The organism is Streptomyces vastus (genome assembly GCF_039532825.1).
GTDB classification, from domain to species: Bacteria; Actinomycetota; Actinomycetes; order Streptomycetales; family Streptomycetaceae; genus Streptomyces; species Streptomyces vastus.
In genome coordinates, this window is the sequence record NZ_BAAASJ010000076.1 from 150,322 (window position 1) to 174,113 (window position 23,792).

20 protein-coding genes and 3 pseudogenes are annotated in these 23,792 nt (G+C 71.0%); 11 read left to right on the top strand and 12 right to left on the bottom strand.

Features of this window, described 5'->3' with window-relative positions:
* The first annotated feature begins 16 nt into the window (after nt 1-16).
* Nucleotides 17-982, top strand: coding sequence for an Acg family FMN-binding oxidoreductase (locus tag ABD357_RS28010; RefSeq protein ID WP_344393790.1), 966 nt, complete (start codon nt 17-19; stop codon nt 980-982).
* Between the two features lie 35 nt (nt 983-1,017).
* Here the strand turns inward: ABD357_RS28010 and ABD357_RS28015 are convergent.
* A pseudogene (locus ABD357_RS28015) lies at nt 1,018-1,342 on the bottom strand (aminotransferase class I/II-fold pyridoxal phosphate-dependent enzyme); the annotation flags it as partial.
* Between the two features lie 188 nt (nt 1,343-1,530).
* Entirely contained in the window at nt 1,531-1,953 is a 423-nt protein-coding gene (locus ABD357_RS28020; RefSeq protein ID WP_344393791.1) for a pyridoxamine 5'-phosphate oxidase family protein, read from the bottom strand.
* Between the two features lie 336 nt (nt 1,954-2,289).
* Between ABD357_RS28020 and ABD357_RS28025 the strand changes: the two genes are divergently transcribed.
* The 3 genes and pseudogenes from ABD357_RS28025 (at nt 2,290) to narI (ending at nt 4,927) form a co-directional block, all read left to right on the top strand.
* A complete protein-coding gene (locus ABD357_RS28025; RefSeq protein WP_425585036.1) occupies nt 2,290-3,588 on the top strand; it encodes an MFS transporter in 1,299 nt (432 codons plus the stop codon).
* Nucleotides 3,589-3,829: 241 nt separating this feature from the next.
* Nucleotides 3,830-4,153 carry a hypothetical protein gene (locus tag ABD357_RS28030; RefSeq protein ID WP_344393792.1) on the top strand — a complete coding sequence of 108 codons (324 nt, stop codon included), beginning with the start codon at nt 3,830-3,832 and terminating at the stop codon, nt 4,151-4,153.
* A pseudogene (gene narI, locus ABD357_RS28035) lies at nt 4,150-4,927 on the top strand (respiratory nitrate reductase subunit gamma). Before ABD357_RS28030 ends, narI begins: the two are co-directional and overlap by 4 nt.
* A 22-nt stretch (nt 4,928-4,949) precedes the next feature.
* Here narI and ABD357_RS28040 read toward each other — a convergent pair.
* Nucleotides 4,950-6,692 carry a sensor histidine kinase gene (locus ABD357_RS28040; protein WP_344393793.1) on the bottom strand — a complete coding sequence of 581 codons (1,743 nt, stop codon included), beginning with the start codon at nt 6,690-6,692 and terminating at the stop codon, nt 4,950-4,952.
* A 339-nt stretch (nt 6,693-7,031) separates the two neighbouring features.
* Between ABD357_RS28040 and ABD357_RS28045 the strand changes: the two genes are divergently transcribed.
* From ABD357_RS28045 to ABD357_RS28065, 5 genes and pseudogenes are all read left to right on the top strand, one after another.
* Complete coding sequence (locus ABD357_RS28045) at nt 7,032-8,522, top strand: gamma-aminobutyraldehyde dehydrogenase (RefSeq protein ID WP_344393794.1); 1,491 nt, start codon at nt 7,032-7,034, stop codon at nt 8,520-8,522.
* 103 nt (nt 8,523-8,625) lie between these two features.
* Nucleotides 8,626-12,003 carry a pyruvate carboxylase gene (locus ABD357_RS28050; protein ID WP_344393795.1) on the top strand — a complete coding sequence of 1,126 codons (3,378 nt, stop codon included), beginning with the start codon at nt 8,626-8,628 and terminating at the stop codon, nt 12,001-12,003.
* 131 nt (nt 12,004-12,134) lie between these two features.
* The gene (locus tag ABD357_RS28055) at nt 12,135-12,740 is read left to right on the top strand and encodes a hypothetical protein (protein WP_344393796.1); all 606 of its coding nucleotides are present in this window, start codon (nt 12,135-12,137) and stop codon (nt 12,738-12,740) included.
* A gap of 104 nt (nt 12,741-12,844) precedes the next feature.
* Nucleotides 12,845-13,045 carry a helix-turn-helix domain-containing protein gene (locus ABD357_RS28060; protein ID WP_425585037.1) on the top strand — a complete coding sequence of 67 codons (201 nt, stop codon included), beginning with the start codon at nt 12,845-12,847 and terminating at the stop codon, nt 13,043-13,045.
* 141 nt (nt 13,046-13,186) lie between these two features.
* Nucleotides 13,187-13,876 (top strand): annotated as a pseudogene (locus tag ABD357_RS28065) (sensor histidine kinase); the annotation flags it as partial.
* 7 nt (nt 13,877-13,883) lie between these two features.
* Here the strand turns inward: ABD357_RS28065 and ABD357_RS28070 are convergent.
* The 9 genes from ABD357_RS28070 to ABD357_RS28110 form a co-directional block, all read right to left on the bottom strand.
* Nucleotides 13,884-14,729, bottom strand: coding sequence for a class III extradiol dioxygenase subunit beta (locus ABD357_RS28070; RefSeq protein ID WP_344393892.1), 846 nt, complete (start codon nt 14,727-14,729; stop codon nt 13,884-13,886).
* A gap of 1 nt (nt 14,730) precedes the next feature.
* Entirely contained in the window at nt 14,731-15,087 is a 357-nt protein-coding gene (gene ligA, locus ABD357_RS28075; protein WP_344393797.1) for a protocatechuate 4,5-dioxygenase subunit alpha, read from the bottom strand.
* 31 nt (nt 15,088-15,118) lie between these two features.
* Nucleotides 15,119-15,901, bottom strand: coding sequence for an SDR family NAD(P)-dependent oxidoreductase (locus tag ABD357_RS28080; RefSeq protein ID WP_344393798.1), 783 nt, complete (start codon nt 15,899-15,901; stop codon nt 15,119-15,121).
* Nucleotides 15,898-16,179, bottom strand: a complete 282-nt coding sequence (locus ABD357_RS28085; protein WP_344393799.1) for a muconolactone Delta-isomerase family protein — start codon at nt 16,177-16,179, stop codon at nt 15,898-15,900. Before ABD357_RS28085 ends, ABD357_RS28080 begins: the two co-directional genes overlap by 4 nt.
* A gap of 23 nt (nt 16,180-16,202) precedes the next feature.
* Nucleotides 16,203-16,919, bottom strand: a complete 717-nt coding sequence (locus tag ABD357_RS28090) for an alpha/beta fold hydrolase (RefSeq protein ID WP_344393800.1) — start codon at nt 16,917-16,919, stop codon at nt 16,203-16,205.
* Nucleotides 16,916-17,986 (bottom strand): Rieske 2Fe-2S domain-containing protein, encoded by a 1,071-nt coding sequence (locus ABD357_RS28095; protein ID WP_344393801.1) that lies wholly within the window; start codon nt 17,984-17,986, stop codon nt 16,916-16,918. Before ABD357_RS28095 ends, ABD357_RS28090 begins: the two co-directional genes overlap by 4 nt.
* A 66-nt stretch (nt 17,987-18,052) precedes the next feature.
* Nucleotides 18,053-19,093 carry a PDR/VanB family oxidoreductase gene (locus ABD357_RS28100; RefSeq protein ID WP_344393802.1) on the bottom strand — a complete coding sequence of 347 codons (1,041 nt, stop codon included), beginning with the start codon at nt 19,091-19,093 and terminating at the stop codon, nt 18,053-18,055.
* A gap of 136 nt (nt 19,094-19,229) precedes the next feature.
* Nucleotides 19,230-19,547 (bottom strand): hypothetical protein, encoded by a 318-nt coding sequence (locus ABD357_RS28105; protein WP_344393803.1) that lies wholly within the window; start codon nt 19,545-19,547, stop codon nt 19,230-19,232.
* On the bottom strand, nt 19,544-21,181 hold the full coding sequence (locus ABD357_RS28110) for an AMP-binding protein (protein ID WP_344393804.1): 1,638 nt from the start codon (nt 21,179-21,181) through the stop codon (nt 19,544-19,546). The genes ABD357_RS28105 and ABD357_RS28110 overlap by 4 nt, the downstream gene beginning before the upstream one ends.
* A gap of 290 nt (nt 21,182-21,471) precedes the next feature.
* Between ABD357_RS28110 and ABD357_RS28115 the strand changes: the two genes are divergently transcribed.
* The gene (locus tag ABD357_RS28115) at nt 21,472-23,157 is read left to right on the top strand and encodes a GAF domain-containing sensor histidine kinase (protein WP_344393805.1); all 1,686 of its coding nucleotides are present in this window, start codon (nt 21,472-21,474) and stop codon (nt 23,155-23,157) included.
* Nucleotides 23,145-23,792: a response regulator gene (locus tag ABD357_RS28120; RefSeq protein ID WP_344393893.1), complete on the top strand. Its 648-nt coding sequence runs from the start codon at nt 23,145-23,147 to the stop codon at nt 23,790-23,792. Before ABD357_RS28115 ends, ABD357_RS28120 begins: the two co-directional genes overlap by 13 nt.

The following is a 23,792-nucleotide window of genomic DNA, read 5'->3' on the forward strand; positions in this document are numbered from 1 at the left end:
AAAGAGGAGGCATCTCATGCGCACCGAAGCCCCGCTGGACGCAGCCACCGTGGAGTCGCTCCTGGCGGCGGCCGTGGCGGCCCCGTCGATCCACAACACACAGCCCTGGCGCTTCCGCCTGGACCCCGACCGCCAGGTGCTGGAGGTCCATTCGGCGCCGGAGCGCACCCTGCCGCTCACCGACCCGATGCACCGCGCCCAGTATCTGTCCGTGGGCGCCGCGGTCTTCAACCTGCGCCTCGCCGCAGTCCACTTGGGCCGGCGACCCGAGGTGCGGCTGCTGCCGGACCGTCACACCCCCGGCCTGCTCGCCGCCGTACGACTGACCGGTCCCCTCGGAGCGGACGACCAGCCCTCCGACCCGGGTCTCTACGAGGCCATCGCACGACGGCACACCAGCCGGATGCCGTTCACCGGCCGCCCGGTGCCCGAGCCGATCGTCGCGGAGATGACGAGGGCCGCGCAGGCCGCCGACACCCGCCTGCACATACCGGACATCGCCGGAACCCGGCAGCTGCTGCGCCTGACCGCCGCAGCCGAAGCCCGCAACCGCGCACACCCGGAACGCTCCGCCGAAACCCTCACCTGGCTCACCGCCCCCGGCTCCGATGCCTCGTACGGCATTCCCGTCACCGCCCTGGGCCCGCCCGACGCGGCCGGGCGGATGCCGATGCGGGACTTCACCAGCGCACGGCCCGCCTTCCGGCTGCCCGCCCGTTTTTTCGAACGCCACATCCAGCTGGGCCTGTTGTGGACGCCCCGCGACCAGCGGGAGGACTGGCTGTGCGCCGGCCAGGCACTCCAGTACGTACTCCTCACGGCGACCGCGCGCGGACTGCGCACCTCACTCCTGCACCAGGCCATGGAATGGTCCGACCTGCGGGCCGCGACGGCCCTCCCGCGAGACAAGCGATGCCATCCGCAGGTGCTGATCCGCTTCGGCTACGGCCCGGACGGCGCGAGCACACCGCGAGGCCACTGATGGGGGCTCAGCTGTCGTAGTCGACCGTGAGGGTGTCGGAGGCCGCGTAGGTCTGGCACGTGAGGACGTAGCCAGCCGACGCGCAGCCCAGCCAGGCCGTACGCCTTCGAGAAGGTCCGAAGCACCGCCACGTTCGGCCGGTCGCCGAGAAGGGCGAGGCCGGGTCCGGGCGGTGATCGCCGCCGCCATGGCGTCGAGGTCGAGGGCGTGGTCGCGCAGGGGCACCCGCACCGCCGTACCGCCCGCGACGGTGGTGAGGATCGGGTATGCCTCGAACGACCGCCAGCCTAAGACGACCTCGTCACCTGGCCCTACGACGGTGTGCAGCAACTGCCCGCACATCTCGGAGGAACCGCGCCCACCGCGATCCGCGGAGCGGATCGGCGCACACCGGTTGCTCCCGCCGCAGGACCCACCGCATGCAGCACGGCCCGGCCGACGGCCGGCCCCTCACCCGCCAGGTCGACGACCTGGGACATCTATCATCCGTGACGCGGTCACGGGCCGGGTGGCCGGCCGCAATCCAGCGGCCCGCTGCGGGCTGCGCCTCACTGCGTGCCGCGCGTTCCCCTGAGTTCGCGTCCGGTGACCATCTCGGACTCGATCCGTACGAACACCGGGTCCTGCAAGGGCATCCAGGACGTGGGACCGGTCTGCGACAGCCGCTCGTGCTCGGCCGGATCGGTCACCAAGGTTGCCCGGCCGGTGACGACCACGCTCCAGCCGGACCGGGTCGCCGCGTCGAACTCGTCCACCTCGAAGGCGACCACGACGCCGTCGATGGCGCGTACGAGGTCCGAGTCCGGTGAGGTGCGCAGCAGGACGGAGGCGTCCGTGTGCAGGGAGAAGTTGACGGGGAGGACCGCGGGCAGAGCCTGCCGGGTGTAGACCACGCGGCCGACCGGCACCTTGGCGAGCAGGCGCAGGCTCTCTTGCCGGTCGAGTGCGCGAAAGGCGTCGTTCTGGAACATCCGTCCATGGTCTCCGCGGTCGCGGTGAGGGGGGTAGGGCCGACCGGCCCTACCCCGTCGGCCCCCTTGGGACGCGAGGACGGCCGATCGCGGCCGTTGATCCGCGTGAGCCGTGGGGGCAACGCGGCACCCGGGGCGTACGGAGGAGGCACGCAGGGACTGCCGGGTCCGGATCAGGGGACCGTCCGTTCGTCGGCAGGGACTCATGGCCCATGCCTCGGGTGAGTCCTGATGCGGACAGTGGGGACGTGACGCCGTTCCGCAGGCAAAGGGCCCGCGGAACGCGTGCGATCCCGGTGGCGCCGTACCACCATCACGAGGAAAGGGACGGACAACATGGTCCAGCCGTCGAAGTCGAAGAGCGGCAGTTCACCGTCGGGTGTGCCGACGCCGGGTGCGCCGGTGTCGCGTCAGGCGTGGAAGATGCTGGCCCTGGCCACAGTCGGTTTCGCCGTGAACTTCTGGGCGTGGGCGCTGCTCAGCCCGCTCGGCCCGCGGTTCAAGGACGGGCTCGACCTGTCGTCGTTCGAGCAGTCACTGCTCGTGGCGGTGCCGGTCGTGGTCGGCTCGCTGGGGCGTATCCCGGTGGGCGCGCTGACCGACCGGTTCGGCGGACGCGTCATGTTCCCGATCGTGTCGGCGGCCACCATCGTGCCGGTGCTCTACCTCGGCCTGGCCGGCCACTCCTCGCTGGCTGCCCTGCTGATCGGCGGGTTCTTCCTCGGCATCGGCGGCACCGCGTTCGCCGTCGGCGTGCCGTTGGTCAACGCGTGGTTCCCGCCCGAGCGGCGCGGTCTCGCCATCGGCGTCTTCGGCGTCGGCATGGGCGGCACCGCCGTCAGCGCCCTGACCACGGTGAAGCTGGTCGACGCGGGCAGCATGTCCACCCCGTTCCTGATCACCGCCGGGGTCCTGGCCGTGTACGCGGTGGCCGCCGCGCTGCTGCTGCGCGACGCACCCGGCCGCACCGTGCCCACCGAGCCGCTGGCCCGCCGGCTGGCCGCCACCGCGCGGCTGCCCATCACCTGGCAGGCGTCCGCGCTGTACGCGGTCGCGTTCGGCGGTTACGTGGCGTTCTCCGTCTACCTGCCCACCTACCTCAAGACCGGCTACGGCCTCACCCAGGCCGACGCCGCGAACCGCATGGCCGGGTTCGTGCTCCTCGCCGTGGCGATGCGCCCGATGGGCGGCTGGCTGTCGGACCGGCTGGGCCCGGTGCGGGTGCTGGCCGGCTCGCTCGCCGTGGTCGTGGCCGGGGCGCTCGTGCAGTCGTTCAGTCCGTCGCTGGCACCGCTGGGCACCATCGCCTTCCTGGCCATGGCCGCCGCGCTCGGCGCGGGCAGCGGAGCGACGTTCGCTCTGGTGGCCCTGCTGACCCCGGCCAACCAGGTCGGCTCCGTCACCGGCGTCGTCGGCGCCGCGGGGGGACTGGGCGGCTTCCTGCCGCCGCTGGTCATGGGCTCGCTGTACGGGGCGTACGAGTCGTACGCGATCGGGCTGGGGCTGCTCGCGATCGTGGCCGCCGCGGCGTTGGCGTACACCCTCACCGGTGTGCGCGCCGCGGCCGAGGGCGGCGAGCGGAAGCAGCGGACCGGGCGCCCGCGTGGGCAGCGGACGGCGGGCACCACTGCGTAAGCGCTCCGCTGGGGGTGCGGGTTTCGGCTGCGGCTCCGCCGCGGGGCGCGACAAGCCACGACGGACCCGCAGCCGCCCATGAACCGTACCCACCCTTGCGGTAGGCGCCCCGCTCAACCGCCGGAGGTCGTTCGTGGTGTGGCTGTTGACCCTCCGGGGGACGGCGGTCGTAGAGTCGTGTTCGGCCGGAACCGATCACAATTCGAACGAGCGTCCGGTGTGCCCGGGGCGGAGCGGCACGGTGAGCACGGAGACCAGCGGCGAACAGGCACAGGCGGGCTTGGACGGCGATCTGGCGGAGGCGCTGGTGCGCAGCCGCCGGACCGATCACCGCGCCGGCCTGGAACTCCTGCGCCTCGCCCTGCGTGACGCCGCCTCGCCCTGGGCGCACGTCCTGGACTCCGTGTCCGCCACCCTGCCCGCCCTCGCCGGTGACGAACGCACAGCCGTCATGCGCCTCGCCGCCCAGGGCCCTCCCGAGGAACAGGTCGGCCTCGACCCGTACGCGCCCCCCACGTCATCCCCTGTGTTCCTGCCCGATCCCGTCGTAGGAGGTCCCCGATGACCGCACCCGCGCAGCCCGTCACCCTGGCGGTCGAGGCCGGCACCGGCGGCATCCTGCTGTGGGTCGTGCTGCCGTACGTGGCGCTCGCGGTGTTCGTGCTCGGGCATGTCTGGCGGTACCGCTACGACAAGTTCGGCTGGACCACGCGCTCCTCCCAGCTCTACGAGAGCCGGCTGCTGCGCATCGGCAGCCCGCTGTTCCACTTCGGCATCCTCGTCGTCCTGGTCGGCCACGTCGGCGGACTGGTCATCCCCAAGAGCTGGACCGAGGCGGCCGGGATCAGCGAGCACACGTACCACATCGGCGCGGTCGTCCTCGGCACCATCGCCGGCGTCGCAACGCTGGGCGGCCTGGCCATCCTGATCTACCGCCGTCGCACCGTCGGCCCGGTGTTCTCGGCCACCACCCGCAACGACAAGGCCATGTACGTCTCCCTGACCGTCACCATCGTGCTCGGCCTGGCCGCCACCGTGGCCGCGAACGTCGTCGGCGGGGGATACGACTACCGCGAGACCATCTCCCCCTGGTTCCGCTCCATCTTCTACTTCCAGCCCGACCCGGACCTGATGACCGGCGCCCCGGTGCTCTTCCAACTGCACGCGATCAGCGCCCTGTTGCTGTTTGCGGCCTGGCCCTTCACCCGGCTCGTCCACATGGTCACCGCACCGCTCGGCTATCTGACCCGCCCCTACATCGTCTACCGCAGCCGCGACACCCAGCTCGGCGCCCGCGCTCCGCGCCCCGCGCCGTGGCTGGGACCGCGTGGGGTCCTGAACAGCCAGGCCTGGCACGCGAGTTACGCATCCGCCTCCGCGGCGGGGAGGGGCACCGTCCATTCCACGACGGTGCCGGTGGGCTCGTTCGGTGTGAGCGTGAGGGTGCCGCCCAGATCGGTGGCGCGGCGACGGAGGTTGTCGAGGCCGCTGCGGCGGGTGACGGCAGGGTCGATCCCCCGTCCGTTGTCGGACACGCGCAGGCGCAGCCGGCTGCCGTCCGTCTCGGCGGTGACCTCGACGACGGTGGCGTGCGCATGCCGGGCGGCGTTCGACAGGGTCTCGCGCAGCACCGCCAGCAGGTGATCGGCGTGGCCCGCGGGTACGCCGGTGTCCAGCAGGCCGGTCATACGCAGGGCGGGGCTGAAGCCGAGTGCCTCGGCGGCCTGGTCGGTCTCGGACAGCAGCTTCGCGCGCAGACCAGCACGTCCCTCGGAGCGGTCGCGCTCGCGCAGTGCGTAGATCGTCGTCCGCACCGTCTTGATGGTGTCGTCGAGGTCGTCGACCACACGCTGGATGCGCTCGGCCGCCTCGGGCCGGTCGGAGATCCGTCCGAGTACGGAGTTCAGCGTCAGCCCGGAGGCGAACAGCCGCTGGATGGCCAGGTCGTGAAGGTCGCGTGCGATGCGGTCCCGGTCGGTCAGGACCAGGAGATGATCCGCCTCGCGCCGGTGCTCGGCGATCTCCAGGGCGAGCGCGGCCTGGTCGGCGAAGCCGCTGATCATGGTCATCGCGGCGTCGGAGAACTCCTCGCCGCCGGGCAGATTGGCGACCTGCAGAACCGCACGGGCGTGCTCGCGCCCGACCAGCGGGAGGAGAAACCCTGGCCCCAGCTCGACGTGAGCCGCGGAGCCGGCCCCGCCCTGCGGCTCCTGGGACAGCGCCTTGCTGGTGATCCGCTCGTTGGAGCGGTGCACCTTCGCGGCCAGCGTGGTGGCCGGCAGTACCAGCCCGCGCACCCGCTCGGCGCCCTCCCCGTCGGCGGCCTCGATCACCAGCTCGTCGCCGTCGTCGATCGGCACCGCCATCGTCACCAGATCGGCCCCTGCCAGTGACCTCACGGTGGTGGCGACCTGGTGCAGCACCTGGTCCGGGTCGGTGCCCGACAACAGGCTGCGGGTCAGCTCGCTGCTCGCCGCCAGCCATCGCTCCCGGCGGCGCGTGCCCTCGTACAGCCGGGCGTTGTCGATGGCCACGCCGGCCGCCGCCGCCAGTGTGCGCAGCACCGCCTCGTCCTCGTCGTCGAACTGCGCCCCGCCGCGCTTGTCGGTCAGGTACAGATTGCCGAAGACCCGGTCGCGTACGCGCACCGGGGTCCCCAGGAACGTGGTCATCGGTGGATGCCCCTCGGGGAAGCCCACCGACTCGGGATGTGTGCCGAGGTCGGCAAGGCGCAGTGGCTCCGGCTCCCTGATCAGCAGCCCCAGGATGCCCTCGCCCTCGGGATAGTGACCGATCGTCTTGATGGTCTCCTCGTCCACGCCGACCGTGATGAACTGCTTGATCCGGCCTTCCTCGCCCAGCACCCCCAGCGCCCCGTACTCGGCATCCACCACGGCCACCGCTGACTCGGTGATCCGCCGCAGCACCACATCGAGATCCAGGTCGGAGCCGATCGCCAGTACCGCGTCCAGCAGCGTGTGCACCCGGTCCCGGGTCGCGCGTACCTGGGCGACCTGCGCCTGCAGGCCCTCCAGCAGCTCGTCCAGCCGCAACTGGGGTGCCGCCGGACCGCCCCTCCGCTCTTCGGCCGGACTCTCCGCCATTCCCGCTCCCTCCGGAAAAAATGCACCGCTGGCACCTTCCCAGCTTGCCGGAACGGCCCTGCCCACACGCGAACCCATGTGTTGGTGCGGCCGTCACGGCAGCTCAGATCCTATTGGTTTCCTGCTGTCCGCGGCCGCGGCGTCCCGGACCAGAGCCCCGGACATGACGAACCGACCGGACGCCACCTCAGCCTTCGGCCACTCACTCACACTCACCAAAAGGCACTATTGCCGAGTGCACCGGCAACAGCTCCCAACCCCTTCCCGCACGGTTGCACCCTGGGCGAGCTGTGGGGCGAGCAGAGCTCCACTCCCGAAACGCAATCGGAGATGTGACTGATGGAGACCACCGGACAGCAGTTCATCGCGGGCAAGCGCCGCTCCGGCACGTCCGGCGAGCAGTACCAGGTGACCAATCCGGCCACCGGCGAGGTCCTGGCCACCGACACCCTGGCAGGCGCTGAGGACGTCGACGAGGCGGTCGCCGCCGCCCGCGCCGCGTTCGCCGAGTGGTCGCGCACCACCCCCGCCGAACGCTCCGAGGCCATGCTGCGCTGGGCAGATCAACTCCAGGCCCGCAGCGAGGAGTTCGCCGCCACCGAGAGCCGTATCGGCGGCAAGCCGATCAGGCTGGCCGGCGGATTCGACATCCCCGGCAGCATCGACAACGTACGGTTCTTCGCCGGCGCGGCCCGTAACCTGGAAGGCCGCGCCTCGGCGGAGTACTCCGGCGAGCACACCTCCACCATCCGCCGCGAACCCATCGGCGTGATCGGCTCCATCGCCCCCTGGAACTACCCCCTCCAGATGGCCGCCTGGAAGGTGCTGCCCGCCGTCGCCGCAGGCAACACCGTGGTGCTCAAGCCGTCCGAACTCACCCCGCTCACCTCGGTGATGTTCGCCGAGGCGGCGCAGGAGGCCGGCATTCCCGACGGCGTGATCAACATCGTCACCGGAAGTGGCCCCGTCGCCGGGCAGGCCCTGGTCACCCACCCCGACATCGCCATGGTCTCGTTCACCGGCTCCACCGGGGTCGGTCGCCAAGTCGCCGCGCAGGCAGCCGGGTTGGTGAAGCGCGTCCACCTCGAACTCGGCGGCAAAGCACCCTTCCTCGTCTTCGACGACGCCGACCTGGAGGCCACCGCCCGCGGCGCCGTGGCCGGTGCCCTCATCAACGCCGGCCAGGACTGCACGGCCGCCACCCGCGCGTACGTCCAACGCCCCCTGTACGAGGCGTTCGTGGCCCGCGTCGCCGAGCTGATGGACGGCGTACGGCTGGGCCCGGTCGACGACCCCGCCACCGACATGGGCTCCCTGATTTCGTTGAAGCAGCGCGACAAGGTCGCCGCCATGGTGGAGAACGCGCGTGAGGCCGGAGCCACGATCGTGCGTGGCGGGCGGATCCTTGACGGGCCGCTGGGCCAGGGCGCCTACTACGAGCCCACCCTCATCACCGGCGCGGCACAGGACTCCGCCATCGTCCAGCAGGAGATCTTCGGCCCGGTCCTCGTCTGCCTGCCCTTCGACAGCGACGACGACGCCATCCGCCTGGCCAACGACACCCCGTACGGCCTTGCCGCCTCGGCCTGGACGAGCAACGTCTTCCGCGCCGGACGCGCCGGCCGCGAGATCCAGGCGGGCTGCGTCTGGATCAACGACCACATCCCGATCATCAGCGAGATGCCGCACGGCGGCTACAAGGCCTCCGGCTTCGGCAAGGACATGTCGGCGTACTCCTTCGACGAGTACACCAACGTCAAGCACGTCATGTCGGAGAACACCGGCGCCCCGCACAAGTCCTGGCACGACACGGTCTTCACCAGCCGCTGACCGCTCCGCCGCGGAGCGTTCACTCCGACAGGGCGCCCAAGCGCGTACGTACGGCCCATACTGGCCCATCGTGGTTTCTCCGCCGATGTCGAGGAGTCGGATGATGTTCGCCAAAGTTCTCGTGGCCAATCGCGGTGAGATCGCGATCCGGGCCTTCCGGGCCGCGTTCGAGCTGGGAATCTCCACAGTGGCGGTGTTCCCGCACGAGGACCGCAACTCGCTGCACCGGGCGAAGGCCGACGAGTCGTACCTGATCGGCGAGCGCGGTCACCCGGTGCGGGCGTACCTGTCGGTCGACGAGGTGATCAGGGCCGCCCGCAGGGCCGGGGCGGACGCGGTCTACCCTGGCTACGGCTTCCTGTCGGAGAACCCCGGCCTGGCCGCCGCCTGCGCGGACGCGGGCATCACGTTCATCGGTCCGCCCGCGCATGTGCTGCACCTGACGGGCAACAAGTCCCGTGCGATCGCGGCGGCCCGCGAGGCCGGGGTGCCGGTCCTGGCGTCGTCGCCGCCGTCCACGGATGTCGAGGCTCTGCTGGCCGCGGCCGCCGACGTCGGGTTCCCGCTGTTCGTCAAGGCCGTGGCCGGCGGCGGCGGACGCGGCATGCGGCGGGTCGCCGAGCCCGGCGAGCTGCGCGACGCCATCGAGGCGGCCATGCGGGAGGCGAAGTCCGCCTTCGGGGACGACACCGTGTTCCTTGAGCAGGCGGTGGTGAACCCACGCCACATCGAGGTGCAGATCCTCGCCGACGGCGTCGGCAACGTCGTCCACCTCTACGAGCGGGACTGCTCGGTGCAGCGCCGGCACCAGAAAGTCGTCGAGATCGCCCCGGCTCCGAACCTGGACCCGCGGCTGCGGGAGCGGATCTGCGCCGACGCCGTCGCCTTCGCCCGCCACATCGGCTACGTGAACGCGGGCACGGTCGAGTTCCTGGTCGACGAGCGCGGCAACCACGTGTTCATCGAGATGAACCCCCGGATCCAGGTGGAGCACACGGTGACCGAGCAGGTCACCGACCGGGACCTGGTGATGGCACAGCTGCGGATCGCATCCGGCGTCACCCTGCCCGAACTCCGCCTCACCCAGGACGACATCGTCCTGTCCGGCGCTGCCCTGCAATGCCGCATCACCACCGAGGACCCCGGCAACGGATTCCGGCCCGACACCGGCACCATCTCCGCCTACCGTTCCCCGGGAGGCCCCGGCGTACGGCTCGACGGCGGCACCGTCCACACGGGTGCCCAGGTCAGCGCCCACTTCGACTCCATGCTGGTCAAACTGACCTGCTATGGCCACGACTTCGCCAACGCCGCCCGCCGGGCCCGGCGCGCCATCGCCGAGTTCCGCATCCGCGGGGTCTCCACGAACCTGCCCTTCCTGGCCGCCGTACTCGACGACCCGGACTTCCAGGCCGGGCACGTCACCACCAGCTTCATCGACGAAAGGCCCCAGCTCCTGCGGGCCCGCCCCCCGGCCGACCGCGGCAGCCGCATCCTGCACCACCTTGCCGAGACCACCGTCAACAAGCCGCACGGGCCGCGGCCCGCCGTCGTCGAACCCGCCGAAAAGCTCCCCTCCACCAACCTCTCCGATCCACCGCCGCAGGGCTCCCGGCAGCGCCTCGCCGCGCTCGGCCCCGAAGCGTTCGCCGCCGAACTGCGCCGGCAGAGCGCGGTCGCGGTCACCGACACCACGTTCCGCGACGCCCACCAGTCGCTGCTGGCGACCCGGGTACGGACCCGGGACCTGCTCGCCGTAGCACCGCACGTCGCGCGCATGGCACCGCAGTTGCTCAGCCTGGAGTGCTGGGGCGGGGCGACCTACGACGTCGCCCTGCGGTTCCTGGCAGAGGACCCGTGGGAACGGCTCGCCCTGCTGCGCGAGGCGGTTCCGAACATCTGCACGCAGATGCTGCTGCGCGGCCGCAACACCGTCGGCTACACGCCCTACCCGACCGAGGTCACCGACGCGTTCGTCGCCGAGGCCGCCGCGACCGGAATGGACATCTTCCGCATCTTCGACGCGCTCAACGACGTCGCGCAGATGCGTCCGGCCATCGACGCCGTACGGGCGACCGGGACCGCGCTGGCCGAGGTGGCCCTGTGCTACACCGGCGACCTGTCCGATCCGGCCGAGCCGCTCTACACCCTCGACTACTACCTGCGGCTGGCCGAGCAGATCGTCGAGGCCGGCGCACACGTCCTGGCGATCAAGGACATGGCCGGGCTGCTGCGCCCACCGGCGGCCAGGAAGCTGGTCACCGCGTTGCGGGAACGCTTCGACCTGCCGGTGCACCTGCACACCCACGACACGGCGGGCGGGCAGCTGGCCACCCTGATCGCGGCGATCGACGCCGGAGTCGACGCCGTCGACGCGGCCGTCGCGTCGATGGCGGGCACGACGAGCCAGCCTTCGCTGTCCGCCTTGGTCGCGGCCACCGACCACACCGACCGGACCACCGGCCTGTCCCTGCAGGCCGTCGGCGACCTCGAGCCCTACTGGGAGGCCGTACGCAAGGTCTACCGGCCGTTCGAGTCCGGGCCGGCCTCGCCCACGGGCCGCGTCTACCACCACGAGATCCCCGGCGGGCAACTGTCCAACCTGCGCCAGCAGGCCATCGCGCTCGGACTCGGGGACCGCTTCGAGCTGATCGAGGACTGCTACGCCGCCGCCGACCGGATGCTGGGCCGGCTGGTGAAGGTCACCCCTTCCTCCAAGGTCGTGGGTGATCTCGCGCTCCACCTGGTCGGTGCCGGAGTCGAGGCGAGCGCCTTCGAGTCCGACCCCGCCAAGTTCGACCTGCCGGACTCGGTGATCGGATTTCTGCGCGGCGAGCTGGGCGATCCGCCCGGAGGCTGGCCGGAACCCTTCAGGACCCGCGCCCTCGAAGGCCGGCCCGCGCAGGCGCAGCCGCCGCAGCTTTCCGAAGACGACCGGCGCGGGCTGCGCGACGCGCGACGGACCACGCTGAACCGGCTGCTGTTCCCCGGCCCGACCAAGGCGTACGACACACACCGCGAGGCCTACGGCGACACCTCGGTGCTCTCGACCAAGGACTTCTTCTACGGCCTCGAACCCGACACCGAGCACACCGTCACCCTGGAACAGGGCGTGACGCTGCTGATCGAACTGGAGGCGATCTCCGAGGCCGACGAGCGCGGCTACCGGAGCGTGCTGGCCAGCCTGAACGGGCAGCTTCGGCCGGTGTCCGTGCGCGACACCTCGATCGCCACCGACGTCAAGGTCGCCGAGAAGGCCGATCGCGGCGACGACCGCCAGGTCGCCGCGCCCTTCGCCGGTGTCGTCACCCTGCAGGTGGAGGAAGGAGCCTCCGTCGACGCCGGGCAGACCGTCGCCACCATCGAGGCCATGAAGATGGAGGCCGCCATCACCGCCCAACGCGGCGGCACCGTCGCCCGACTGGCGATCGGCTCCATCCAGCAGGTCGAAGGCGGCGACCTCCTGCTCGAGATCCGCTGATGTCTCGCGTCAGACGTCGGGCCTGTCCAGTCGGCGGCCGAAGAGCAGGCCGGGGCCCGGGTGGCTAGCAGTCTCTTACGAGTCCCTTACGCAGCCGCATCAGGTGAGGTGACGCCCCTACGCTCGCAGGCGTGTCAACCATCCGAAGCATCGCCCTCGTCACCGCTGCCCCTCTCGTGCTCGCCGCCGCGGGCATCGTGCATCCCCATGGGCTGTCCAGGTCGACGGCCGCGGACTGGGCCGACTTGCACATCGCACTGCTGCCGGTCTTTCCACTGCTCACGGTCGGCCTCCTGGTCCCGCTGTGGCATCGTCCCCGACTCGACCTCGCGGGAGTCGCCACAGTGGTGGCCTGGGGGAGTGCGTTCATCTACGCGGCCTTCTACACCGGTCTCGACGCCGTCGCCGGCATCGGGGCCGGAACCGCGGTCGAGCACGTCGCCGAGACCGCGGCCCTCGGACCGGTCAAACGCCCGCTCTACGACACGGGCGAGGCGCTCGGCCAGGCCGGTGCCTACGCGCTCATCGTCGCCATCGCGGCCACGGCGGTCGCGCTGCTCCCCAGGCACGGCGCCCGAATCCTTCCCGGCACTCTGGTGCTCCTGGCGGCAGGCTGGTTCTTCGTCGACAGCCACATCTTCTGGCCACGCGGCGTATGGACGATGCTCGGCTTCGCCCTGGGGTTCGCGCTGCTCGCCTGGGGAGCGGGGAGGAGGGCCCCCAGGCGCGAAGCCTGAGTGCACTTGGCAGGCATGGTTTCCCGTGGACAGCACTGTGCGGCCAGGCTCGGCCTGGCCGCACAGCTATGCACCGGAAACGTGAGTTCTAGAGGGCATCGTCCTTGCGGCAGCCGTGGACCAGGGCATCCACCCGGCTGAGCACCTGGTCGATGATGTGCAGCCCTTCGCGGGCCGGCCTGAGCCGCCGCCCCACCCTCTACAGCCGTCTGCGCACCGTCGAACGCATCCTGGGCGTCTCCCACGAATCCGCCGAGTCACGTACCTCACTCCACACGGCACTCATGGTCATCGACGCCCGCTGAGCCGGCGACGGAACTCCGTCTCAGCGCTCGAACTTCCAGGTGACGGAGCGGTCCGACGCCTTGACCACGGTCACGGGGATGTCGACGGCCTTGCCGTCGCCGTCCGTGCCGGTGCAGGTGAGGGTGGCCCCGGCCACCGGGCGGACGGTCGCGGTGGCCGAGACCCGCCGCGACGAGCGCGTGGCCATCGCCGCCGACCTGCACGACTTCGTCGCCCACCATGTCACCGGGATCCTCGTGCAGACGCAGGTGGCGCGCATGATGGCTGACTCCCAGAACTCCCAGAACTCCCAGACCTCCCGGAACGACGACCTCGACCCGGTGCTTGCCGGTATCGAACGCGCCGCCACCGAGGCCCTGGCCTCCATGCGCCGCACGGTGGGCGTGCTGCGCGACACCGGTCCTGACGAGGCCGCCCACCGGCCGGTGGGCGATCTCGCGGGCGTCTCCGGCCTGATCGAGGGCTTCGCGAGCCCGGTCCAGAAGATCACGCTCCATCGGGACCCCGCCCTCCCCGAGGACCTCCCGCACGAGGTGCAGGCGGCCGCTTTCCGGGTCGTCCAGGAGGCGCTGACGAACGTACGACGCCACGCGGCCGACGCCACGGAGATCAGCGTCGCCCTGTGGTGCGAGGAACACCGCCTGATGGTCGCGGTCGCGGACGACGGCCACGGCGGCACCCAGCTCCCGGCCGCCGCACGCGGCGGCGGCTTCGGCCTCGTCGGCCTGACGGAACGCGTCACCGCACTGGGCGGAACGCTGTGGGCCGGGCCCAGGGTCGGCCACGGCTGGGAGGTCCGGGCGGCCTTCCCGCTGCGAAAGTCCCTCTGAGCTCGGCTCAGGATCCCGGGCCCAGGTTCTCGAACAGGACCATCCCGGCCGCCGTGTTCGACGCGGGCACGTGGTACGTCTCGTGCACGCGTCGGAGCCGGGGCCCCAGCGCGCCGCGCATGATCAGCCACATGATCAGCTCGATGCCCTCGGAGCCGGCCTCGCGGATGTACTCCTCGCGCGTGAGCGCGGCCAGCTTGTCGGGATCGTGCTCGATCGCGTCGAGGTACATCCGGTCGAAGTCCTGGTTGATCAACCCGGCGCGGGCGCCCGCGAGTTGATGCGACATGCCGCCGGTGCCGAAGACCGCGACCTTGAGGTCCTCAGGGAAGGAGCGGATCGCCTCGCCGAGCGCACGGCCGAGGGCAAGGCAGCGTGCTGCGGTGGGCTGCGGGTACTGGATGACGTTCACCAGAAGGGGCACCACCGCGCACGGCCAGCGCTCGCCGGGGTCGGGGCAGTACACCGACAGCGGAACGGTCAGGCCGTGGTCGACATCCAGTTCCTGATAGACCGTCAAATCGAAGGAGGCGTCGATCAGGCTCTCGACGAGGTGGTCGGAGAACTCGGGGTTGCCGATGACCGCCGGCACGGGACGGCTGCCCCACCCCTCGTCGGCCACTCGGTACGACTCGGCCGTCCCGAGCGCGAAGGTCGGAGTGACGCTCATGTCGAGGGCGTTGGCATGGTCGTTGTAGATGACGACCGCTATGTCGGGGGTGTGCTCGGCCATCCACTCCCGCGCCGGCCCGTACCCGTCGAACAGCGGCTTCCAGTACGGGTCCTGGGTCTTCCCGTGGTCCATGGCCGCACCGATCGACGGCACATGCGAGGTGGCCAGACCCCAGATCACCTCAGCCAAAGTTCCGCCCTCCCGCTCTCAGCGCCTCCGCGAACTCCTCGGTGGTCATGCCGGTGAAGACCCCGCCGAGGTACTGCATGGATTTCTCGTCGACCATGGCGAGCTTGAAGACGTAGAAGATGGACCCGCCCAGCTCCATCATCCGGTTCCAGTCCCGCCGCAGGACGGCGTCCCGTTGTTCGGCCGTGAGCCCGTACGCGTCGCAGTACGCGGCTTCGTCGGCCTTGAACCTCTCCCGGCTCCCGGCGTCCTTGAGAGATCCGCAGAGCCGGTTCAGCGCTCGGCCGCGGCGGCTCTCGGCAGCGTCGAAGACGTACGTGCCGGGGACCTGGGGTGTGCTGCTGGACATGCCGTTCCTCTCCTTCCCTTTGAGGGCGCCGTCAGTGCAGGAGTCCGCCGCCGTCGCAGACGAACGTCTGGCCGGTGACCAACTCCGCGTCCGGGGAAGCGAGATACGAGACGAGGCCCGCGAAATGCTCCGGGGTGACGAACTCCTTGATCGCCTGCCGGCGCATGGTCGCGGCGAACACGTCGTCGCCGGAGTGCTCCCGGGTGCCCGGGGTGGCCACCTGTGCGGGCGCCACCGCGTTGACCGTGATCCGGTGCTCGCCCAGTTCGCGCGCCATCACCCGGGTCATGCCGATGAGTGCGCCCTTGCTGGCCACGTACGCGATCTGGCCGGGCGACCCCGTGAAGAAGGTGCGCGAGGCGACATTGACCACGCGTCCGCCGTGCGGGCTCTTGCTCAGCCAGGGCACGCACGCCTGGACCATCAGCAGCGGGCCGACGGCGTTGACGTCGAAGAATCGGTGCAGTTCCCGCGGGGTTGTCTCGAGCAGGGGTGCGCGGCCGGAGAGCAGGCCGGCGTTGTTCACCAGGACGTCGACGCCGCCGTACGCCTCGGTGATCCCGCCCACGGCCTGGCGGGTCGCGACCGGGTCGCTGATGTCGCAGTGCCACGGCCGCATGCCGGAGACCTCGCTGCTGCCGTCCAGGTCCGGGGCCGGGTCCGGTTCGGCGATGTCGAGTGCGGCGACCGTGAATCCGTCCCTCGCCAGACGACGGGCGATGGCCTGCCCGAGGCCGCCCGCGGCGCCCGTCACCACGGCGACCCGCCGACCGCCCTCGCCCTCCTGGCCGTCCCGGCTGACCTGGCCGGTCAAGGCGTCTTCTCCTGCGGATGTGTGGCGAGCGCCTCGACGGTGATGTCCATCCACTTCCACATCGGCAGAGAGGCGAGCGCGTCATGCAGCTCCGCCGGGTCGGCCGCCTCGTACAGGCCGATCGTGGCGTTGCGGCCCGGAACCCGCCACAGCCGCTTGAGGATGCCCGCCTCCCTGAGCTGCAGGGCACGTTCCCGTTCGCCCTTGCGCAGGGATTCGCGCACGTCGTCGGGGGTGTCCGGGGGGAGTAGGTTCTCGGTGCGTACGAGGAATTCCATGGGGCGTCCCTTCACGGATCGGGTCAGGCTGCCGCGATGTCCAGCAACAGTTCGGCCAGTTGGCCGGGGGCGGTGACCATGGCCTCGTGTCCGGTCGCGATCTCGTGGACCGGCCAGCCGCGGGCGGCGGCGCGCTCGGCGTGCGGGGTGAACACCCGCATCCAGTCGGTGCACTCGATGAAGACGCCGGGGACTTGGTCGGCCTTGCCGGTCAGCCGGAGCGGCTCGGTGTACGTCAGCCAGGGGTGTGGGGTCAGCCGGGGGCCGAGCCAGTCCAGGTCCGACTGTTCCTCGACGCCGAGCACGCTCAGCGAGCGCACCGGGATGAGCCAGCCGAAGCCGGGTCCGGCCACGGACTCCCGGTAGTGCCCGGCGATGCGTTCGGGAAGCAGGTCGATCGCCGCGTCCCCGTCGTCGCCCACGAAGGCATCGAGGTGGACGCGCTTGGCCAGCCGGTCGGGGATGCGGTCCGCGACTCCGGTGACGACCTGGCCCGCGTAACTGTGCCCGACGAGCACGACATCCCGGGCGTCGTGGGCCTCGATCAGCGCCACGACGTCCTCGATGTGCGTGCCGAGCCCGACCTGCGGACTGAGCAGATGGGCGCGGTCGCTCACCCCGGTCAGCGTGGGGGAGTGCACTTCGTGCCCGGCCTCACTCAGCAGCGGTGTGACGCGCTGCCACACCCACCCGCCGTGCCAGGCGCCGTGGATCAGTACGAAGACGTGGCGGCCGCTCATACGGACGCCCTGCTGCGAGGTATGCGGGCGCCCTGCTGCTGCTCGCCCTGTTCTCGCTGCTCGCGGGCCAGCATCTTCGCCACCGCGCGGCGTCCGCGGAGGGCGGCCAGGTCGGACTTGATGCTGGACTCGGCGTTGCCGCCCGGGTCGGTGGCGTACATGACCTCCTGCGCCTCCAGGGCGTCCACGTCCTCCTGCATCACGGCGAGCTGCTGCTCGTGCTGGAACTTCGTGAGCTCCTGGTCGTCGACGAGGTAGTCGCGGCCCAGCGCGTAGAAGTCGTGCGTCTCGTTGCCGCGCGCCGGCGTCAGCCCGTACAGGACCTTCATGTGGAAGCCCTCCGGCTCCTCGGTGCCGGTGGCCGCGACGCGGATGTTGAGGATGAAGATGCCCGGCGGGTAGAAGTCGCCGTCCTGCCAGCGGTCCACCGGAGAGGTCAGCCCGCACGACTTCTCGTAGAACGGAGGGGCCTCGATGCCGACCATGCGGCGGCTGAAGCCGACCCGGTCGCCGTCCACGGTGACGTCGATGGGGGTCGCGGCGACGGCGGCGTTGCCGATGCTCGTCGGGTGCAGGAACGTCTCGTGGGTGAGGTCGAGCAGGTTCTCCACGAGCAGCATGTGCCGCGCCTTCAACGGGACCACACCGTGTACGTGCGTCCAGTCCGGGTCGGTGAGCCACGAGGTGTCGGGCAGCAGGCTCTCGTCGGCAAGATCCGGGTCACCGGGCCAGATCCAGATCGCGCCCTCCCGCTCGACCAGCGGGAACCGGCGCAGCGCCGCCTTGGGACGCTCGGCCTGCTCGGCGACCCCGACGCACACGCCCTGCCCGTCGAATCGGTAGCCGTGGTAGTCGCACTGGAGCGTGCCGTCGCCGTCCAAGTGGCCCAAGGACAAGGGGTACTTGCGGTGGGGGCAGCGGTCCTCGACGGCGGTGACCGTCTGGTCGGGGAGGCGGTAGAAGCAGACCGGGATGTCCGTGATCCAGCGCTGCTTGAGTGTCCGGCCGATCTCGTCGGACCAGGCTCCCAGATACCAGCCGTTGCGCACGTGCTGTGTCAGTGTCATGGCGGTCCTTCCTTCGGCGGAACACCGAGTTGACGGTGCGTCAGAGGTCTCTTTCAGAAACGTGTGTCACATGTCCAGCACGAGGCGGCCGCCCCGCGCGCGGGAGACGCAGATCAGCATCGTGTCGTTCGCGGCCCGCTCGTCCTCGGTGAGCAGTGAGTCGCGGTGATCGACCTCGCCGTCCAGGACGGGGGTCTCGCACGAGCCGCAGATGCCCTCCTCGCAGGAGGACAGGACCGGGACGCCCGCCTGTTCCACCGCCGCGAGGACCGACAGCTCCGGCGGCACGGTCAGCGTCATCCCGGACGCCCGCAGCTCCACCTCGATGGGCTGCTCGGCCGTACCGTCGGCGGGCCCCGGCACGGCCGCCGCGGCGAACCGCTCGACGTTCAGGGACCCGGACGGCCAGCCGGCGCAGTACGCCTCGACCGCGTCGATGAGCCCCGCCGGGCCGCAGCAGTACACCAGGGCGGACGGGTCGGGATCGCCGAGGAAGCCGGCGAGGTCGAGCAGTCCGTACTGGTCCTGCGGCCGTACGGCCACCCGCTCGCCGTAGCCCTCCAGTTCGGGCAGGAAGGCCATGGAACCGTGGGTCCGGCCGCCGTAGAGCAGGGACCACTCGGCCCCCGCGGCCTCGGCCTCGGCGATCATCGGGAGCAGGGGGGTGATGCCGATGCCTCCGCCGACGAACAGGTACCGGGCCGCGGGCCGCAGCGGGAAGTTGTTGCGCGGGCCGCGCACCTTGAGTTCGTCGCCCTCGCGGACGTGGTCGTGGATCCACTGCGAGCCGCCGCGTCCGTCGGGCTCCCGCAGCACCGCGATACGCCAGCGGTCCTGGTGCCCGGCCGTGTTCACCCGGCCGCACAGCGAGTACTGCCGGGTGACACCCGTGGGCAGCACGACGTCGATGTGCGCTCCCGGCTGCCAAGGCGGCAGCGGTTCACCGTCACCGGAGCCTGGTGCCAGTTCCAGCGATACGACACCCTCCGCCACCGTTTGCCGGGACAGCACGGTGACGGTGCCCTCGAACTCGGCTCCGCGCCTTTCGGAAGCGCCGAGGGGCCGCGTGTCCGGGGCGGCGGCTGAAGGGCTCTTCACGTTCGTCATCTCCTCGGTACGGTCGGCGGGCGTCGCTCCGGCCGCGGTGGGCGGTGGCGCGATCGACGCTAACGACAGGGGAACGCCCAGGTCATCGCTCGAATGACCGGACCGGGGGCGGCGCAAGGTCGCGGCACGGACTACGTCATCCGTCGCGCGGGGCCGGCGCCCCGTTGCCCCGGTCGGGCCGCGGTGCCTGGTCGAGATGGATCCGCACCTGTCGGTCGTCGTCGTTCCAGAGGGCTTCCACCACGGCATGCAGCCGCTGGACGTCGATGCGCCACATCGGTGGGCCGTAGCGGTCGTCACGCGTGATGCCGCCCTGGGGGACGGCGTCGGCCAGAAGGGGCCGGCGATCGGACGTACGGGCCGCTTCGCCCGCCTCGTTCGCGAACTCCACGTAGAGGGACGTGTCGCGGAAGGGCACCCAGATGTGCGTGGCCCCACGGGCATGGGGGGTCATCGGGACTCCTTGGGATCGAGTGAGGCGGTCTTCCTGGCCCAGGCGATCTCGAGCTTGCCGGTCGGGGTGCGCGGCAGGGTTTCCGTCAGGACGACGGAGCGCGGCACCTTGTAGCCGGCGAGGCTTCGCCGTACCCAGTCGCGCAGTTCATCGACGGTGACCGTCGCGCCCGGCGGGACCGCCACGACGGCCGCCACCCGCTCCCCCCAGGTCTCGTCGGGGATGCCCACGACGACGCAGTCGGTCACCGCGGGGTGCGTCAGCAGGACGTTCTCCACTTCCTGGGGGTGCACCTTCTCGCCGCCGGTGTTGATCACGCCCGAGCCGCGGCCGAGGAACCGGATCGCGCCGTCGGCGTCGATCCGGGCGAGATCGCCGGGGATCGCGTACCGGACCCCGTCGATCGTGCGGAACGTCGTCGCGCTCTTCTCCGTGTCCTTGTAGTAGCCGAGCGGCATGGGGCCGCAGTAGGCGAGATGCCCGGCCTCGTCGCTGCCGGCTTCGACGAAGCGGTCGCCGGTGCCGATCACCCGCGTCGCGGGCACGGGGAAGAAGCGCGCGGGCAGATCTCGTACGGACGAGGTCATCGCGAAGGCGAACGGGCCCCCTTCGCTCGACGCGATGGCGTCGATGACCGTGACCTCGGCCCGTTCGTGCAGCGCCTGCTTGAGCGGATCGCTGAGAGCGGTTCCGGAGCTGAGGATTCTGCGCATGGAGGTCAAGTCGTGCGGCGTTCCGGCCTGTTCCGCGTGGACGAGTTCGTCGACGAGCGGCCGGCATACGGCGTTGCCGGCGACGATGACCGTGTCGACCCGCTGCTCGGCGATCATGTGCCAGACGTGCTCCGGATCGAGACCGCCCTGCCGCGCGGTGACCGCCCGGCCGCCCACCATCAGCGCGCCCATGGTGTTGAACAGCCCGGTGGCGTGCATCAGCGGCACCACGGGCATGGTTGTCGGGGCGCGGCCCTCGCGGTGTGCCCCGACCGCGATGGCCACGGCCTCGTCGAGGGTCGCAGGGAGTTCGGTGACACCGAGCGGGTGGAAGATCGGGACCACGAGGGAGTGCAGCAGATCGCTCTGCCGCCACACGACGCCCTTCGGCTTGCCCGTGGTCCCGCCGGTGTACATGAAGAGGCGGTCCGATCCGGGGCGCGGCTGCGGCTCGCGCGGTGCGTGCGCCGACAGCAGGTCCTCCAGTTCGGGTACGGCAGGTCCGGTCGGACCGTCGGCGCGTGGCTCGCCCGCTCTGACCAGCAGCTTCAGCGTGGGCACATGCTGCGCCGCATGCGCGACCCGATCGGCCAGGGTGCCGCTGAAGACGAGTGCCGCCGCGTCCGCGTCGGTGAGGAGTTCGGAGAGTTCCTCGCCGGTGTAGCGGTAGTTGGCGTTCACCGGCACGGCACCGAGCTTGAAGGCGGCGAAGACCGTCTCCAGGTAGGCGGCGCCGTTGTAGAGGTAACAGGCCACGGTGTCGCCCTCGCGTACCCCGGCCACCTCCAGTGCGGCGGCCAGCCGTGACGCGCGCTCGTCGAACTCCCGGTAGGTGGTCTCACGACCGGGTTCCGCGACGGCGACGGCAGCGGGCAGCGCACGGGAGACCGCCTCCCAGATCGTGCCGATGGACACGTCCATTCCTCAGACCTCCTCGTCCTCGGGGCGCCCTCTTCAACGTAGGCAGGTGTCGTCCGTGCGGGAACGCGAGCAATGACGCGACCGGCTCGGCGTTTCGACCGGGCGGTGAACAGGTCGAATGACGTAGGCCCGGCCCGAATCCGCCGGGCTACGATGCTTGAGCCGACCGCGAGTCGCCCCTGGTCCGCACACCCACCCGCCCATTCTGTCGAGGTGTCGACAATTGGCGTAGTGGCCCTCGGATCGGTGTTCGTCGCTCGTCGATGATGACGATGGTGAGGAGATCTGTCATGCCCGGTACGCCGCTCGTGGGCTGGGACGACATCGCGGCCGTCGCGCCGGACGGCCTCGCCGTACTGGACTGCGTGGGCCGGTTCTTCCGGCTGAACCCGGCGGCGGTCGCGTTGTGCGGCGCGGGGGAGGAGGCCGAGCTGCTCGGTGCGCCGGCTCCGTTCGCGCTCGTGGAAGGGGGCGGCGCCTGTCCGTTCGGGCTGCTGGAGGACCCCTCCAAGGGCCACTCGGACGAGCCGTCGGAAGATCGGTCGGACGAGCAGGTTGCCCACTGGGTGTCGGCCTCCGGAGCCCGGCGCGAGTTCGCCTACCGGGCCCGTACGCTGGCGTCCGACCCGAAGTTCACCGTCGTGTCGTTCCGCGATGTGACCGACGAATCGCACCGGCAGCGCAGGCTCGTGGCGATCGCCCGTACATCGATCGCGCTGGCCACGGAGGGCTCGCTCGGCTCGACCCTGGACGCCGTGGCCCAGCAGATCGTGCAGGCCGACGGACTGGCCGGCGCGCAGATCCTCACCCTCGACAGCACGGGCCGGGAACTGCGGCTGATGGGCTCCGCGGGGCTGCGGCACTGGGATGTGTTCCTCGACCGGCTGCTGGAGTGCCGCGACCGGGGCGCCCGGCTGTGCATGCTCGACACCCTCAAGGAACGTAAACCCATCGTCGTCCCCCACCGGTGGGCCCAGATCCGTGAGGACCCGGCCTGGGAACCCCTGCACGCGTACCTCGGCGAGCTGAACTGGGACTCGTTCGTCAGCGTTCCGCTGATGGCGCGCGGCCGTCCCGAGGGCGTACTGAACGCGTACTTCGCACCCGGGCAGGAGATCGGCAGCCGCACGCTGGAGTTCCTCGGCGCCATGGCGGAACAGGCCGCCCTCGCCGTCGACTACGCCACGCTGCTGCAGAGCGAACGCGAAGGGGCACGCCGGAACGAGCGCCAGCGCCTCGCCCGCGATCTGCACGACTCGATCGTCCAGCAGGTGTTCTCCATCGGTATGCAGGCCAACGCGGCCGGAGTACTGGGCACCCGCGGCGGGCCGGTTCCAGCGGAGGCCGTCCAGCAGTTCGCGGCCGAGGTCGGAGCACTCTCCCGGACGGTGCTCGCCGACCTGCGGGCGATGGTGCACGAGTTGCGTCCGCCCTCCTCCGCCCGGCTCGGCCTCGAGGACGCGGTGAGCGCGCTCGTCAAGAGCACCGAGAACCGTACCGGCCTCGGCATCCGCCTCGTCTGCGACCAGGAACCAGACGTGATCGAACCGGAACTGGCCGAGGACATGTACCGGATCATCGCGGAGGCCATCCACAACGTGGTCAAGCACGCGGAGGCCACCACCGTCACCATCCGCCTCGGCGTCCGCGACCACACACTGACCGCGAGCGTACGAGACGACGGGCGCGGGACTGCGGCATCCGCCGGGCGAGGAGACGCCGCCCCGGAAGGAAAGGCCGGCCGCACGGCCCGCCATCACGGCTACGGACTGACGACCATGCGGGAAAGGGCTGAACGATGGGGCGGCACCATGAGGATCAGATCCGGCGCGAAGAGCGGTACGACCGTGCGCGTCGTCATTCCCCTCCCCGTACGGGTGCCGGAGTCGCCCCCCACGGACCCGGAGAGCTCCCGGAGCGTCCCGTCGGCGGTGCCGCTCCGGGAGGCGGCGAAGCCCGCCCGATCCGGGTCCTGATCGTCGACGACCATGCCGTCGTACGCCGCGGAATCCGCGCGTACCTCGAGGTCCTGGACGACATGGAGGTGGCCGCGGAGGCCGCCGACGGGCAGGAGGCGCTCGCCCGGCTGGACGCGATGGCCGCGCACCGGGAACTTCCGGACGTGGTGCTCATCGACTTGCTCATGCCGAGGATGGACGGGGCGACGACGATCGGAGTGATCAAGAACCGTCATCCCGGAGTATGGGTCGTCGTGCTCACCAGCTTCGGCGAGATGGAACGCGTCCACGCCGCGCTCGCCCAGGGCGCCGCCGGCTACCTGCTCAAGGACGCCGAAGCGGGCGAGGTGGTCGCCGCGATCCGCGCGGCGGCCCGGGGTGAGGTCTTCCTCGACCCCGAGGTGGCCAGGGGACTCACCCAGGAGATCGTCTCCCCGCCGACCGGTCTCGCCGCGCTCACCGGCCGGGAACGCGACGTCCTCGTCCTGGTCGCCGAGGGCCGGTCGAACCAGCAGATCGCCGACGAACTGGTGATCAGCGAACGCACCGCCCGCACCCACGTGAGCAACCTCCTGCGCAAACTCCGGCTCACGTCACGGACGCAGGCCGCGCTGTTCGCCGTACGGCAGGGACTGGTACCGCCGCGGGCCTGA